Raw genomic sequence first — 14963 nt, 5'->3', positions numbered from 1 at the left:
GGTGCCTAGCGTGGGCGGCGCGCACTGGCGAGCAGCGCGCGGTCTTCCTCGACGACCACGACATCGACAAAGCCTGCTGCGCGCAGCTTTTCGGCGAGCGAGCGTCTCGTGAAGCCGGTGCGGTGGGCCATGAAGTGCTGGCCGTTCGCGATCGGCTCCCCGTGGCCGTAGAGCATGTCAAGTGCCGAAATCGGGCCGGCGGGCGAGCGGTAGATCGCCTCCTCGAGACGGCCGCGGACGATCGTCTTCGCTGCGATTGCGAGGTCGGGGACGGCGATCAGGACCTGGCCAAGCGGTCGCAGGACTCGGCGGAACTCCTCGAGCACGCCTGGGACTTCATGCGCGAAGACGTGTTCCAGGTTGTGCGAGGACAGCACCGCGTCCACCGTCTCTGAATCGACGACCGACATGTCGGCGATACTGGCGACGATGTCGGGGCCCACAGCCGGATCGATGTCGAGCCGTACCTCATGCCAGTCCGGACCGCGCATCTCCTTCGGCAGCTTCTCGGGGTTCTCCGTTCCGCAGCCGACGTGCAGCACGATGAGCTGGTCAGCCGGCCATTCGATCGTCGATCGGCGCCGTTGGCCACGGCGCAGCGTCCCCACGGTCCGTCACCCCCGAAGTCAGGCGAAAGCGATGTTCGCTCGCGCGCGGTCAGTTTACAGAAAACGCAGCGATCATTGCTCGTCGAGCCCGAGTCGGTGCGCGACGGCCGCGGCCTGGGTGCGGGAGCGGACGTCGAGCTTGGCGAGGATCCGCGAGACGTGGACGCTTGCGGTCTTCTCCGCCATGAACAGCGCGCTGCCGATCTCGCGGTTCGTCGCGCCGGAGGCGACGAGCGTCAGCACCTGGCGCTCGCGCGGGGTGAGGCCGAACGGGTCGGCTTCGGCCGGCGATCCGCCTGCGGCGCCGTCGCCACGGGCCGCGGCGGGCGACGAGCCGGCGTCGTCGAGCGAGAGGCGCGCCCGTGCGGCGAGCGCGTCGACCTCGCCGACCAGCCATGCGGCGCCGAGCCGCTGCGCGCTCGCATGCGCCTCGCGCGCCGCGGCGGCAGCCGCGTCGCGGTCGCCGGCGGCGGCGCTCGCCTCCGCCTGGCGCCAGCTCGCGTACGCGCTGAAGTACGGCCGCCCGAGTTGCGCCCACGCCGCCGCGGCGTCGACCCACAGCGCCGGGTCGTCCTCGCCTCGGGCGCGCGCCTCCTCGGCGCGCGCGGTCGCCAGCTCCGCCAGCAGCGGTGCGCGCTCCAGTTCGGCGCCTGCTTCCACGCGAGCCAGCAGCAGCTCGGCGCGCAGCCGCGCCTCGCGCTCGCCTTCGGCGTCGTCGCGGTCGCGCGCACGCTGCGCGGCGTCGGCCTCGACGCGCAGGCCGACGCCCGAGACGCCGGTCACCTGCGTGATGTCGTCGGAGCAGAATTCGATTCTGTCGAGCGCGTCGTCGACCGCGGCGCGCGCTGCCAGCAGGTCGCCCGTGCGTCGCTCCAGCTCGGCCCGCAGCGCGCCCAACGGACCGAGGTACTGCGGCTCGGTCGAGTCGCGCGCGGTCCGCGCCGTCGCGTCGAGCTCGGTGCGCGCCTGCTCGTGCTCGCCGCGCCCGAGCGCCAACTCGGCCTGCCGCAGATGGCGGTGCATCAGCGTCTTGCCGTAGTGGCGCCCGTCGAGCGAGGCGAGGTCGAGCGCCGCGCCCTCCCAGTCGCCCGCCGCGATCGCGTACTCGACCGAGTCGAGCGTCAGCCAGTCGACACGGCGGCCGTGCTCGCGCAGCTCGTCGCGCCCGCGGTGCGTGATCTCGAGCGCCTCGCGCGTGCGGCCCGTCACGTGCAGCACGTCGGCGAGGTTGCCGTACGACGTCAGCGTCTCGTCCAACAGCCCGCGCTCACGTGCGATCGCGAGCCCCTCGCGCAGCCGCGCCTCGCCCGCCTCCGCGTCGCCGAGCCCGACGAGCGCGCTCCCGAGCGCGTTGCGCAGCCGGCTCGCGACGGCGTGGTCGCCGACCTCCTCGGCGAGCGCCATCGTCTCCTCCGCCAGTTCGACCGCCTCGCGGTAGCGCGACTGCAGCATCCGCACGCGCGCCTTCGCGGCGAGCAGCGCGACGCGCTCGTGGCTGCGCTCCTCGGGGTCGAGCAGCGCGAGCGCGCGGTCGATCGTCGCGATCGTCTCCTCAGGCCGGTTGAGGTGCCACTGCGCACGCTGCAGGCGCTCCAGCAGCATCGCCGCGCGCCGCGGCTGCTCCTGCTCGGATACAAGCGAGAGCGCTCTGCGCAGCAGCGCCTCCTGGCGGTGGTAGTCGCCCTCGCCGTCGGCGGCGTGCTGCGCGGCGCGCGCGAGCAGGTCGACCCGATCGACCCCGGGCGGTCGCTGCTCCTCGGGCACCCGCTCCCACAGCTCCAACGCCTGCTCCAGCAGCGCGCCTGCCTCGCCGAACGCGTTCACGCGCTCCGACGCCGCGGCCGCACGCACGCACGCGGCGAGCGCCGCCGGCTGGTCGCCCGCGTGCAGCCAGTGGTAGGCGACCTGGGCGGTCAGATGCGCGTCGGGGCGGTCCTCCAGCGCGACGCGCTGCTCCAGCGCCCGCGCGAGTGTGCGGTGCAGCTCGGTGCGCTCGCCCGGCAGCAGGTCGTCGAGCAGCACCTCGCGCAGCAGCGCGTGGCGGAAGCGGTAGCGGTCGTCGTCGCCCGCGACGACGATATGGCTGGCGACCGTCTCGCGCAGCGCGTCGCGCAGCTCGCGCGGCTCCAGCGTGCTCGTCTCCTCCAGCAGTGCGTCGTCCATCGCGGTGCCGACGAGCAGCCGCAGCAGGTCCTGCGCCGGCTGCGACAGCCGCTCGATCCGCACCATCAGCGCGTCGCGCAGCGTCGGCGGCAGCGCGCCGCGGCCGTCGAGGCCGGCGGCGAGGATCTCCTCGGTGAACAGCGGGTTGCCCTCGCTGCGCACGAGCACGCGGTCAACGAGGCCGGCGTCGGGGGTCGAGCCGAGGATCTCGCCCAGCTGCTCGGCCAGCTCGTCGCGCGTGAACGAGTGCAGCTCGATCCGCCGCGTCGCCTGGTCACGCTCCAACTCGGCCAGCAGCGGACGCAGCGGGTGGCGGCGGTGCAGCTCGTCGGAGCGGTACGTCGCGACGACCGCGACGCGCTCGCGGCAGAGGGTGCGCGCGAGGAACGTCAGGAAGCCGCGCGTCGAGCGGTCGGCCCAGTGCAGGTCCTCGATCACGAGCAGGACGGGCGTCTCGCCGCCGAGCCGGTCGAGCAGCTCCAGCAGCGCCTCGAACAGCCGCCCCTTCCTCGCCGCGTCGGCATCGGGGCGGGCGCTCCCGAGTGTCGGCAGGATCGCCGCCAGCTCGGTGTGCAGCGTCGCCGGCAGCGCGTCGAAGGCCGGATCGCGATCGCGCACGAGCGGGCGCAGCGCGCCGACGAGCGGCGCGTACGGCAGCTCGCCCTCGCCCAGCTCGACGCAGTCGCCGCTCAGCACGCGCACGCCGTTCTCGCGCGCGCGGCGGATCAGCTCGCTCGTGAGGCGCGTCTTGCCGACGCCCGACTCGCCCGCGACGAACGCGAGCGACGGCCGGCCGCCGGCCGCGTCGTGCACGACGGCCTCCAGCTCCGCCAGCTGAGCGGACCGCCCGACCAGGCGGGCGCTCGTCATGCGGGTCGCGGTTGCCATGCACGTCCATGGTGGCAGGCGCAGCACGCTCCTTCATGTGCAGTTCGTGTGCTTTGACACGTCCGATGGGCGGCGCCGCCCCGTCGCGGCCCTTTGCTACGGTCGCCGCGGGTCCGCGGTGAACGAGACGAGCAGCCAGCCGACGATCGAGACGCCGCGGGAGTGGTTGGCGCATCGCAGCTACTCGGCAGCGGATTATGCGCTGGAGCGGATCGTCGAGCTGAAGGGGGCCGCCGCGCCGACGTCGGTGAGCGTGGTGCTCCCCGCGCGTGAGGTGGTGGAGACGATCGGCCCGATCCTCGACGCGCTCGCGCCGCTGCGCGCGGCCGGGGCGATCGACGAGCTGGTCGTCGTCGACGCGGCGTCGGCGGACGGCACGGCCGCCGTCGCGGAAGCGCACGGGGCGATCGTCGTGCAGGAGTCGGCAGTGCTGGCCGACCACGGGCCAGCGCAGGGGAAGGGCGATGCGCTGTGGCGCTCGCTCGCGGTCACGCGCGGCGACGTCGTCGCGTTCCTCGACTCCGACACCGAGAACTTCGACGACCGCTTCCTGCGCGGTCTGCTCGGCCCGCTGCTGCAGGAGCCGGCCGTCGCGTTCGTCAAAGGCGCCTTCAGGCGGCCGTTCCGGCTCGGCGAGACGACCGTTCCGGACGGCGGCGGCCGCGTCACCGAGCTGGTCGCGCGACCGCTGCTGAACCTCCACCTGCCGCAGCTCGCCGGCTTCGTCCAGCCACTCGCGGGCGAGTTCGCCGCGCGCCGATCGCTGTTGGAGCAGCTGCGCTTCCCGGTTGGCTACGGCGTCGAGATCGCGACCTTGATCGACTCGTTCCGGATCGCCGGCCTCGGCGCGCTCGCGCAGGTCGACCTCGGCGAGCGTCACAACCGCCACCAGTCGCTGCGCGCGCTGAGCGCGATGGCGTACGCCGTGATGGTCGCGGCCGAGCGCCGGATCCACTCCACAGAGGGCGCACCCGCCGTGTCGGGCCCGCTGGCGTTCCCGCATGAGGGCGGACTGGCGCTGCGGCACGTCGCCGTCGAGGAGCGGCCGCCGCTGGCGCACCTGAATCGGGCGCGACGAGGCCGACGCGGACCGGCACCAGACCAGTGATCACTGGTGTTTCTCGAAATCCGGCTTGACAAGGGTACTACCCAGTTTCTAGTGTCATACCGCACTGTCGGGCGGCGTGTCGCCCGTCGGGGGAGATGATCGACGCGTGCGGTAGTTCGCTGGGGGACCGGGGTGTGAGCTATGCCTCGCTTTGTCGCCGATGAGCCGCACCGCGACCTGAAGACGTGCGCGCACAGACGCGCCGGGAAAGGTAGGTGCTGGATGAAGTTGACCAAGCGACTCCTTGGAGTTGGCGCAATTGCAGTGGCCTCGCTCGCCGCGAGTGGGACGGCGACGGCGGCGTTCCCCAACTTCTCGGATTGCCCGACGGCGAGCGGGTCGATCTACTGCATCAATGTCGCCTCGACGAGCGGCTCGATGACGATAAAGGGCTTCACGGTCCCGATCCATGATTCGCTCGAGATCCGCGGCGGACTCGCGAGCCCGGACGGCAGCAGTGTCGTGTTCCAGGCTCCGAGAGGCACGAGCGGTGTCTTCGCGAGACCGATCCAGGTCCCGGGTGGCCTCCTCGGCATCGACTTCCCGATCCCGGGCAACGCGGTGACGGCGACCGCGAAGCTCGCCGGTCCGCCCTCGGCGCTGAGAGTCGACCTCAACACGTTCACGCTCGCAATGCCGATGAAGCTGGCGCTGACGAACCCGATCCTCGGCTCCGGCTGCCAGATCGGGTCGGACAGAAACCCGGCAAATGTCGTGCTGACGATCAGAAGAATAGGCCACGCTGACTTCGTCGACGGCGCGCTGATCTTCACCGGCAACACCAACGGCGACAGCACGTTCGCCATCCCGGGCGCGACTGGCTGCGGCATAAACCTCGGCCTCATCAACAGCCTGGTCAACCTCAAGCTCGGTCTCCCGTCGTCGAGCGGCAACAACGACCTGACTGTCAACAACAACTTCGCGTTGAAGTCAGTCGGCTAGCGCGAGTTGAACTGCTGTAGGCGGTGCTTGTGCCGCCTGCGCGTTCGAGCAGCCCTCCTTGTGCAGACGCGGGGAGGGCTGCTTGTCGTGTGACGCGTCCAGGGCCGCCGATCCCTCGTATCGGTTCTTCCGTGGAGAGGTCGTGCCGACGGCATCAGGGGAACTGCTGCTCGTGCTTGGGCGGTGAAGATCGTGTGAACGGCGGTCAAGCCGGCGCGCGCGGCACCCGATCTTCGGGCTTGTGACGGCACTCCTCGCGACACTTGCGGCCGCCGCCGCCACGGGCCTCGTCGTCGCGGCGGCGACGGTGCGGCTGGCGTCGGCGCGGGTCGCGCGGCGGTACGAGAGCGCGCTCGCGGTCGCCCGGCACGAGGCCGAGCACGACGGGCTCACGGGCGCGCTGACGTGCACGGCGTTCGCGCGCGAGCTGACGTCGCGGATCGCCGCTGTGGACGGTCGGCGCCCGCTCGCGCTGCTGGCGATCGACGTCGACGGCTTCGGTCACGTCAACAAGCTGCGCGGCCACGCGGTCGGCGACGAGCTGCTCGCCCAGCTCGCGCGCACCGTCGCGCGCGTGATCCGCCACGAGGACGTCGTCGGCCGGCTCGGCGGCCCTGCTGCTCGACGGACGCTGGCCGCTACGTTCGCCACCTGACGATTCGCGGCTTGCTCGCCGCGGCCGCGCAGGAGGGCGAGCAGCCGCCCGGGGCGCGCGGTCAGCCGGTCGAGGTCTCGGACGCCGCGAGCGTCTCCGGCGTGGTGCCGGCGTCGATCGCGCTGAAGAAGTCCTCGGCGATCGGGGCGGCGATCTCGCCGCCCGCGCGGCCGCCCTCGACGAGCACCGCCACCGCTACGTCGTCGCGGGAGGCGATGAACCACGCGTGCGTCGGCGGCGGGTCGCCGCTGCCGTACTCGGCCGTGCCGCTCTTGCCGTGCGGCTCGCCGGACAGGTACACGAGCGCCGTCCCGGTGCCGGACGTGACGACCTGGCGCGTGAGGTCGCGCAGCTGGTCGACGATCGCGCCGTCGAGCGGCGTGCCGTCGCTTCTCGGATCTTCGGCGACCAGCCGCGGCGCGCGCCATGAGCCGTCCGCCACCGTCGCGATCACGCCGGCCATCCCGAGCGGGCTGGCGAGGATGCGGTCCTGCCCGATCATCGCCGCGGCCGTCGCGGTCAGGTCTCTCGGTCTCGGCACCTGTCCGCCGTACGCCGGCACCGGCAGGTCGATTCTCTCGCCCAGCCCGAACAGTCTGCCGGCGGTCGTCAGCGCGTCGGGATCGAGTCTGTCGGCGAGCGAGACGAAGGCCGTGTTGCACGACTCGGCGAAGGCGTCGGCGAACGGCTCCTCGCCGCCGCCCCCGCCCTCGAAGTTCTTGAACGAGCGGCCGCCGACGTCGATCGTCGTCGGGCAGTCGACCGTCGTCTCAGGCGTCACGACTCTGCCCTCCAGCAGCGCCTCGGTCGTGACGACCTTGAACGTCGAGCCGGGCGGGTACTGGCCGTCGAAGGCGCGGTTGAAGCTGTCGTCGATCGGCCGGTTCGCGACGCCCAGCACGTCGCCGCTCGACGGCTGCACCGCGACGAGCGCCGCTCTCTGCGTGTCGTCGAGCGCTCCGAGCGCCTGCTCGGCGGCAGCCTGCACGTCCCCGTCGAGCGTCGTTCTCAGATCTCTCCCGGCGACCCCTCTTCTCGCCAGCAGCTCCTCGCTCGGCGTGCCGTTCACGCGGGTCACGATGGTGCGGCTCGGCGTGCCCGCGAGCTCTCTCTCGAACGCCGCCTCCAGGCCCCACTGGCCGCCGACGTCGCCGACGGCGTAGCTGCCGCCGAGTCTTCTCAGCTGCTCCGCGGACAGCTCGCGCACGTCGCCGAGGAGCGCGCGGCCGAAGCCGCGGGTCGGCGCCAGCTCGGCGGTCGCGTCGAGCACCTTCGCGCCGGGGATCGCTGCGATCGTCCCCTCGATCGCGTCGTAGTCCTCGGGCCGCAGCGTGATCGCCTCGACGAACTGCTGCTTGCCGCCGTTTCTGATGGCCGCCTCGAACGGTCTCGGGTCGATCTCGACCGCGTCGGCGATCGCCTGCGCGGTCGCGGCGGGGTCTCTGATCTCGCCCGCGATCACACCGACGCGCTTGACGTCGCGCGCCTCGACGAGCGCGGCGCCCTCGCGGTCGAGGATCCGCCCGCGTCTCTGCGCCGCGCGCACGGTCCCGAGGCGGGAGTCGGCGTCGAGCCCGGGATGGACCACGGTCGGCGCCCAGCGCACGCGCCAGCCGTCATCGGGCGTGTCACGCAGGCCGACGCGGGTCACGTAGCTCCATCTGCCGATCTCCGGCACCTGCCACGTCATCCGCACGCGCGCGCTCGCCCTGTCGCCCTGCTCTCTGACGTCGCCGACGACGGCCGCGGTGAGTCTCGCGCCGTCGAGGCCGGAACGGTTGTCTCTCAGCGCCGTCGCGGCTCTCGCGGGTGCCGTCGTCAGCTGCGCGGCGGTCGCGTCATCGCCTCTGCTCCAGTCTGCGAGGTAGGCGTCGAGCCGCTTCGACGGCGAGTCGTCGTCGCCTCCGCCGCCGAGCAGCACGATCGCCGCGACGGCGAGTATCAGGACGACGCCGGCGCCGAGCGCCGCGAGCGCGACGATGCGGGCGCGCGGGGAGGCCGGCTGAGGCTGCCTGCGCGCGCGAACAGGCGGTCGCGGCGGCGGTCGCCGGGGAGTGCGAGGGCGTCTGCTCGGACGTTCGTCCACGTCAGCAGGCTAGCGAGCGGGCGTGCGGGCACGCGCGCTCGCAGCGGGCGGCGGCTACTCGCCGAGCGCCGCTCGCAGCGCGACCAGCTCCTCGCGCAGCTGGGCGACCTCGCGCTCCAGCGCGGCGATCCGGTCGCTGCCGCCGCGCAGCTCCGCGACGTCGCGTTCGAGCCGCGCGACGCGGTCGCCGCCGACCTTCAGGTCGGCGACCTCGCGCTCGACCCTGACGAGCCGGCCGGCGGCGTCGGGCACGGGGATTGCGGGCGGGGCGGCGGGGGATGGCGCTTCCGCCGCTCCCGCCGCGGCGACGGCGGGGCCGGGCGCGGCAGGGGCGGCGGGGCCGGGCGCGGCGGGACGCACGGGCGCGGCGTGCTGCGGGACCGCGGTGGGCGCGGCGGCGACCGGAGCGGGACCCGTCGCCGTCGCCTCGTCCTGCTCGCCGCCGAGCAACTGCACGTAGCGCTCCTCCTTCTGCCCCGGCCGGCGTGCGAGACGCGCGACGTGATCGCGCTCGATCAGGCGGTCGAGCGTCGTCTGCACGGCGCCGAGGTCGTCGAAGTGGTGCAGGCGGTCGCTGCGCTGCTTCAGCTCGCCGGGCGTCTGCGCGCCGCGCAGCATCAGCACGGCGAGCAGCGCCAGCTCGTCGGGGGCGAGGTGCAGGGCCTCGTCGAGCAGGTGGCGGTACTTCGCGGCGCGGCTGCCGTGGCCGCTCGTCAGGCGCGTCCAGCCGCGGCGGTAGAGGTGCTGGAGCGCGTCGCGGATGACGGCCTCGTCGTACTGCATGACCGGGTCGCGGTTGGTCGACTGGTTGCAGGCGAGGCGCAGGGCGTTGAGCGAGAGGGGATAGGCGTCCGGCGTGGTCCGCTGCTTCTCGATGAGGCAGCCGAGCACGCGGATCTCGACGGCGTCCGGATCCATGCGCGGGAGACTACGGCAGCGCGCGCCGGCCGACGAGCCGCGACGCCGCCGGGGTGCAGACGCCGCCGACCGGCCGCGACCGGTAGCGTTCCCGTGCGATGGTCCGACGCCTGCTTCCACTCGCCCTGCTCGTCACCCTCGCGGTCGGCGGTTGCACGTACGGCGAGAAGGCCGCGATCACGCCCGACCAGGAGCAGGCTCGCGTCCAGTTCCTGGAGGACCACGGCGACTTCGACGACCACGAGCTGGCGCGACTCTGTCCCGGCCTCTACCCGAGAGACTTCCTCACCAACGAGGACGACTACCCGAGAGAGAAGAAGGACCACAGAAACCCGCCCGTGACACAGGCCGACAGGGATCAGGCCAGAGCCGCGGGCTGCGACGTCCCGAGCCCGCCGAAGTAGCCGGTCCGGACGCGAGCCGATGTCCGACGCCACGACGCTCCAGCGCCTCGCGGACCTGCTCGTCGGCTTCGGTGCGAACGTCCAGCGCGGCCAGATCGTCGCGGTCAGCTCGGAGATCGGCAAGGAGCCGCTGACGCGCGCTGTCGCGACCAGCGCCTACAGACACGGTGCCTCCTACGTCGAGGTCACCTACAGCGACATCCACGTCCGCCACGCGCGGATCGAGTTCGGCAGCGACGAGGCGTTGGAGACCGTCCCCGCCTGGTTCGGCGAGCGGATCCTCAGACTCGGCGACGCGCGCGCCGCGCGGATCGCGCTGACGGGTCCGGTCGAGCCGGGGCTGATGGAGGACCTCGACCCGGCACGCGTCGGGCGCGACAAGTCCCAGGCGCTGCGCGAGGCCGGCACCGTCGTCAACGAGCGCACGACGAACTGGACGATCGGCCCGTGCCCGACGCCGGGCTGGGCCGCGCTCGTCCACCCGGACCTCGAGCCGGAGGCGGCGCTCGCGAAGCTGTGGGAGGAGATCGTCCACGTCTGCCGGCTCGACGAGGACGACCCGGTCGCCGCGTGGCGCGAGCGGATGGCGACGCTCGTCGGCGTGACCGAGCGGCTCACCGCGGCCCGTTTCGACGCGATCCACTTCGAGGGACCGGGGACGGACCTGACCGTCGGGCTGCTGCCCAGCTCCAGATGGATCAGCGCAGCGTTCGAGACGGCCGACGGGATCCCGCACGCGCCGAACCTGCCGTCCGAGGAGGTCTTCACGACCCCGGACCCGGCACGCGCGGACGGCGTCGTGCGGTCGACGAAGCCGCTGCTGGTCGGCGGCGCCACGATCCGCGGTCTGACGGTGCGCTTCGAGGGCGGGAGAGCGGTCGCGATCGACGCCGAGCAGGGCGCCGACACGCTGCGTGAGATGACCCGCCACGATGAGGGCGGCGCGCGCCTCGGCGAGCTGGCGCTGGTCGATCGCGACGGCCGCATCGGCCCGCTCGGGACCGTCTTCTACGACACCCTGCTCGACGAGAACGCGGCCAGCCACATCGCGCTCGGCCGCGGCTTCGACTTCGCCGTCGGCCCCGACGACGTCGAGCGCGTCAACGACAGCCTGATCCACATCGACTTCATGATCGGCGGCGACGACGTCGCCGTGACCGGCATCACGGCAGCGGGTGAGCGCGTGCCGGTGCTCCGCGGCGGCGCCTGGCAGCTCTAGCTGCCTGCGCGGCGAGTGCGCTGCCTGTACCCTTCACCGTCGCCGTAACACATGCACGGAGAGGTGCCGGAGCGGCTGAACGGGCACGACTGGAAATCGTGTGACCGGGGTAACTCGGTCCGAGGGTTCGAATCCCTCTCTCTCCGCTTCGCGCCGCGTGCCTAGGACGGAACGATCAGCACGCGGCGGTCTGCCCTCTCCGGCGCGAGGAAGTGCAGCAGCGCCTCGCCTTCCTCGACGACATCTCGGCTCGCGGCTCTCGACAGGCCGGCGGTCCGGACGGTCAGCGCGGCGGCGTCGCGCTCGCGTTCGAACAGCCACGAGCCGCGCACGACGCCGTCGACGAGCAGCGCGCCGGGGGACTTCTGCGGCGGCAGGCCGGCGAACGCGTCGCCGAGCGGGACGTCGCTGCTGAAGCGGCTGCGGTCGGCGTGCGAGAGCAGCAGGTTGTCGTAGTCGTAGAGGAAGCGGACGGGAACGGGCGTGTCGGGATCGGGCCGTGGCGCGCCGGGAAGGTCGAACAGCTCGCGACCGGCCGCGTCGGTGAACGTGACGAGCTGGTCGCGCAGCTCGTCCGCGACGGCTTTCAGACGCGTCAGGCCGCACCACGCCTGCGCGTCCATCGCGCTCGCCGGGCCGAACGCCGCGAGGTAGCGCAGGAACAGGCGCTCGACCGACGGTCTGGGGTCGAGCGGGCGCCCGAGCCATCTCTCGACCGTGGTGTGCAGCGCCTGACCGCTCGCGCCCCAGACGCCGCGCGGTGGCAGCTGGACGAGTGCGAGGCGCGCGCGGGCGATCTGCGCGAGCGAGGCGGGGTCGCGTCCCGGCCACTGCTGCTCGAGCCGGCGGCCGAGCGCGGCCCAGGTCAGCGGCTCGGCTTCGAGAATCCCGCGCGCGGCTTCGGTCACGGCGTCGCGGTCGATCCCGTCGAGGTTGCGCGCGAAGCTGCTGAGCGGCTTTGCCAGCACCGGGTCGAGCAGCGGTCGCATCCGCAGCGCATCGTCGGCGGTCACGAGGTGGATCGTCGAGCGCTGCAGGCCGATCCGCACCAGCTCGCGGTCGGTCAGCATCCGGCCGACCGTGTCCGGGGAGAACGGGTCGAGCCGGCACCACAGCCCGACGTACCACGTGTGCGTCGTCTGAGCCTGCATGCCGCCGAGCAGCTCGACCGTCTCTGCGATGGGCCGGTCGACGCGCTCCAGCAGCAGCTGACGGGCCAGGGTCGCTCGGTTGAGCTGGCGCTGCGTGAGCATCGGCATGCGGGAGAGCTTGACCGAGGAGCCGGCGTCAGGGTCACGTCGGCGGGCGACCGCTGGCGCCCCGGCTCCGCGTGGGGGAGTTGGAGCCGAGGCGCCACGTCGCGGCGTGTCGGGCGCTCGCATGCCACCCGCCGTGGGGGAACCGGCGGGGCGTGGCGTCGCCGTGTGGCTCGCCTCCACTGTGAGCACCGACGCCGGCGACGCTATCCGAGTTCTGGAGCGTCGCCAATGGCGATGGCGTGGGCGGCGCCGTGAGCCGTATCGGTCACCGTGGGATGCGGCGCTGGAGCGCGCGCTCGATCCGTTCGACCCGCGCGCGCAGCTCGACCATCTCGCGGTCGAGCCGCTCGGTCTGCGGGGTGTGCGCACTCTGTGCGAGGCGCGCGATCGTCGCCTCGCGGATGTACTGCGCGGTGGCGATGCCGTCGCGCTCGCACACCTCTTTCAGCAGCCTCCAGGTCTCGCCCGGGAAGCGGACGGTCGTCGTGTGCACGCATCCACGCTAGAGCGTGAATGGCGCTCAGACCGGCGAAATCACAACCGATGGCGTCTGCCGTACGACAGACGTCATCGCTCGGCGCTGTCTCGCCGAGAAGTGCCCGTCGCGGTGCCGAAGACGTGGTCCCAGAACGGGGCGCTCACGCCGTAGCCTCTGTCGTGCTCCTTGAAGTGGTGGCGCATGTGCAGCTCGTGCAGCTTGCGCGGGACCCACGCCGTCGGCTTGCGACCGCCCGGAAGGTGGTGCACGTAGTAGTGCAGCATGTCGTAGGCGAGGTAGCCGGCCCAGAAGCCCGCGGACGCCGCGTACGCGTTCGGCGTGCCGAGCACCAGCACGAACAGGCAGAAGAACAGCGCCGCCAGCGGCACGCTGACCGACGGCGGCATCACGAGCCGCAACGGGTCGTTCGGATGGTCGTGGTGGACGCCGTGGATGATCCAGTGCAGGCGCGCACCGATGCCCTCTTCGGGCTCGAAGTGGAAGACGATCCGGTGCAGCCAGTACTCGGTCAGCGTCCAGAAGAGGTAGCCGCCGAGTGCGAACAGCGGGACCTGCCAGACGGCCATCTCGCCGAAGGAGACGACCAGCGCGATCACGATCGCCGGGCCGAAAAGCAGCGGGGGGACGCTCCAGTGCACGCGCGAGAGCCTGTCGAGCAGGTTCGACTCGAACATGCGGGGAGATGCCTTCAGGACCTCCGACCGCTTCATCCCGCTCAGATCTTCGCGCCGCGGATAAGTCGCCATGCGTTACGCAAGATATCGCAGCGTCCGCAGCCTGACGGGAAGTCCCACTGAACGGGGGGGTTCAGTTACGCTCGGTACATGCGTGTTTTCCGAAGCGGCGGGCCGGCCCGCCCACTCGTGCTCGCAACGGCGTGCGCCCTGATCGCGACCGCCGCTCCGGCGAGCGCCAGAACCGCGGTCGCGATCAGCGGCGCGGTCACGCCCGCGATCACTGGCTTCCCGACGACGCCGCAGAACGTCGCGCTCACGATGGAGGGCCGCGTCGTCGGCGACGACATCGACGGGCGCTTCCCCGCCACCGCGACGAGAATCGTCATGGAGTTCACGCACGGCGCGCGCGTGAACGGCGCCTACTTCCCGAGCTGCGACCCGCGCAGACTGGAGCGGATGCGCGGCAGACCGAGCGCCTGTCCGCGCGGCTCGAAGATCGGCAGCGGCTACGCGTTCGGGACCGCGATCTCGGTGACGGCGAGACTGCGGATGGACGTCTACAACGGGCCGCGCGGCAGATCGATGCTGTTCTATTTCTCCTGCGACAACCCCGTCTTGATCCGCCAGATGATCGACGCGAGATTCGAGCAGCTGCGCGGCAACCGCAACTACGGCTTCCGGCTCACGCTGCCGATCCCGGAGGGCCTGCAGGAGCTGACCGACGGCATGGTCACGTCGCTGAGACAGTTCAAGGCGAAGGTCGGCGGCATGACCGTGACCACGAGAGAGCGAGGCCGCACGGTCAAGCGCGGGTTCATCGAGGCGATGACCTGTCCGCCGGGCGCGCTCGTGATCACCCGCAGCCAGTTCAGCTTCCGGGGGATCCCGTCGCAGACGATAGATTCGCGCCTCGGCTGCGGCACCGCACCGCCGTTCGGGCCGGAGTTCCCGCCGTCGGTGACGGGCTCGGAGGAGTAGCGCCGAAGCCGCGACGAAAAGACGAAGGGCCGGGCCCCGTTTCCGTGACCCGGCCCTTCAGAGGAGGAGATGGAAAGCATGATGCGGCAGCGCCGCGCCGGTCTCCTTGGCCAGATGGCGAAGGTTTGCGGGGCGCCGTGCGCCGTGTGCGCAGACGGTGCGCCGCCGGAGGCCTACGACGAGCGGCTGGTCGAATCCGGGCTCGCGGACGCGAGGATCGTGAACGCGATGACGACGCCCGCGACCGGGCCTGCGAGCGGCTTCCACAGCAGGAACGCGACGCCGCCGGCGACGACGCCGAGCAGGAGCGCGCGAATCCAGATGCGCAGCGACAGCAGGTCGTGCCACCGGAGCGGCGGCGGCGGGTCGGTCGCGGCCGGCCGCCGCGGAGACGGGGCAGCCGACGCCGGCTCCGCTCTCTGCGGCGCGGCGCCTTCGCGCTGCCGAACCGATCCAGCTCGACGCGTTGGACGCTCGGACATCATGGACGCGGGTGGTTTCGAACCACCGACCTCTCGCGTGTGAAGCGAGCGCTCTCCCACTGAGCTACGCGTCCGGG

General features: G+C 72.3%; 14 protein-coding genes and 2 tRNA genes. 7 read left to right on the top strand and 9 right to left on the bottom strand.

Going from position 1 to position 14963, the window contains the following annotated elements; genetic code table 11:
- Positions 1-5: 5 nt before the first annotated feature.
- Entirely contained in the window at positions 6-608 is a 603-nt protein-coding gene (locus CWOE_RS26775; RefSeq protein WP_201447068.1) for a class I SAM-dependent methyltransferase, read from the bottom strand.
- 72 nt (positions 609-680) lie between these two features.
- The gene (locus tag CWOE_RS26770; RefSeq protein ID WP_012936790.1) at positions 681-3659 is read right to left on the bottom strand and encodes an ATP-binding protein; all 2979 of its coding nucleotides are present in this window, start codon (positions 3657-3659) and stop codon (positions 681-683) included.
- Between the two features lie 118 nt (positions 3660-3777).
- Here CWOE_RS26770 and CWOE_RS26765 point away from each other — a divergent pair, with 118 nt between their 5' ends.
- The 3 genes from CWOE_RS26765 (at position 3778) to CWOE_RS26755 (ending at position 6364) form a co-directional block, all read left to right on the top strand.
- Positions 3778-4767, top strand: coding sequence for a glucosyl-3-phosphoglycerate synthase (locus tag CWOE_RS26765; protein ID WP_012936789.1), 990 nt, complete (start codon positions 3778-3780; stop codon positions 4765-4767).
- A 264-nt stretch (positions 4768-5031) separates the two neighbouring features.
- The gene (locus tag CWOE_RS26760; protein ID WP_041731038.1) at positions 5032-5709 is read left to right on the top strand and encodes a hypothetical protein; all 678 of its coding nucleotides are present in this window, start codon (positions 5032-5034) and stop codon (positions 5707-5709) included.
- A gap of 241 nt (positions 5710-5950) precedes the next feature.
- Positions 5951-6364, top strand: a complete 414-nt coding sequence (locus CWOE_RS26755; RefSeq protein WP_012936787.1) for a diguanylate cyclase domain-containing protein — start codon at positions 5951-5953, stop codon at positions 6362-6364.
- 61 nt (positions 6365-6425) lie between these two features.
- Here CWOE_RS26755 and CWOE_RS26750 read toward each other — a convergent pair whose 3' ends face one another.
- Together CWOE_RS26750 and CWOE_RS31560 are read right to left on the bottom strand one after the other, a co-directional pair.
- Entirely contained in the window at positions 6426-8450 is a 2025-nt protein-coding gene (locus CWOE_RS26750) for a penicillin-binding transpeptidase domain-containing protein (RefSeq protein WP_049793423.1), read from the bottom strand.
- A 54-nt stretch (positions 8451-8504) separates the two neighbouring features.
- Complete coding sequence (locus tag CWOE_RS31560) at positions 8505-9368, bottom strand: YceH family protein (RefSeq protein WP_012936785.1); 864 nt, start codon at positions 9366-9368, stop codon at positions 8505-8507.
- Positions 9369-9466: 98 nt separating this feature from the next.
- Between CWOE_RS31560 and CWOE_RS26740 the strand changes: the two genes are divergently transcribed.
- From CWOE_RS26740 to CWOE_RS26730, 3 genes are all read left to right on the top strand, one after another.
- Entirely contained in the window at positions 9467-9772 is a 306-nt protein-coding gene (locus CWOE_RS26740; RefSeq protein WP_012936784.1) for a hypothetical protein, read from the top strand.
- Between the two features lie 19 nt (positions 9773-9791).
- The gene (locus tag CWOE_RS26735) at positions 9792-10991 is read left to right on the top strand and encodes an aminopeptidase (protein ID WP_012936783.1); all 1200 of its coding nucleotides are present in this window, start codon (positions 9792-9794) and stop codon (positions 10989-10991) included.
- Between the two features lie 57 nt (positions 10992-11048).
- Positions 11049-11137 (top strand) — tRNA-Ser (locus CWOE_RS26730).
- A 15-nt stretch (positions 11138-11152) separates the two neighbouring features.
- Here the strand turns inward: CWOE_RS26730 and CWOE_RS26725 are convergent.
- The 3 genes from CWOE_RS26725 to CWOE_RS26715 form a co-directional block, all read right to left on the bottom strand.
- The gene (locus tag CWOE_RS26725) at positions 11153-12250 is read right to left on the bottom strand and encodes a winged helix DNA-binding domain-containing protein (protein ID WP_012936782.1); all 1098 of its coding nucleotides are present in this window, start codon (positions 12248-12250) and stop codon (positions 11153-11155) included.
- Positions 12251-12515: 265 nt separating this feature from the next.
- Positions 12516-12743, bottom strand: a complete 228-nt coding sequence (locus CWOE_RS26720; protein ID WP_012936781.1) for a hypothetical protein — start codon at positions 12741-12743, stop codon at positions 12516-12518.
- A 74-nt stretch (positions 12744-12817) separates the two neighbouring features.
- Positions 12818-13495: a sterol desaturase family protein gene (locus CWOE_RS26715; protein WP_012936780.1), complete on the bottom strand. Its 678-nt coding sequence runs from the start codon at positions 13493-13495 to the stop codon at positions 12818-12820.
- Positions 13496-13573: 78 nt separating this feature from the next.
- On the opposite strand from CWOE_RS26715, the gene CWOE_RS26710 reads away from it, so the two are divergent.
- The gene (locus tag CWOE_RS26710; protein ID WP_012936779.1) at positions 13574-14404 is read left to right on the top strand and encodes a hypothetical protein; all 831 of its coding nucleotides are present in this window, start codon (positions 13574-13576) and stop codon (positions 14402-14404) included.
- A gap of 173 nt (positions 14405-14577) precedes the next feature.
- On the opposite strand, the gene CWOE_RS26705 is transcribed toward CWOE_RS26710, so the two are convergent.
- Together CWOE_RS26705 and CWOE_RS26700 are read right to left on the bottom strand one after the other, a co-directional pair.
- Positions 14578-14886: a TMEM198/TM7SF3 family protein gene (locus CWOE_RS26705; protein ID WP_148261182.1), complete on the bottom strand. Its 309-nt coding sequence runs from the start codon at positions 14884-14886 to the stop codon at positions 14578-14580.
- A gap of 2 nt (positions 14887-14888) precedes the next feature.
- Positions 14889-14960, bottom strand: a tRNA-Val gene (locus CWOE_RS26700).
- Between the last annotated feature and the right edge of the window lie 3 nt (positions 14961-14963).

The organism is Conexibacter woesei DSM 14684 (assembly GCF_000025265.1).
In the GTDB taxonomy this organism is placed as follows: Bacteria; Actinomycetota; Thermoleophilia; order Solirubrobacterales; family Solirubrobacteraceae; genus Conexibacter; species Conexibacter woesei.
This window is presented reverse-complemented; position numbering and strand designations above follow the sequence as displayed.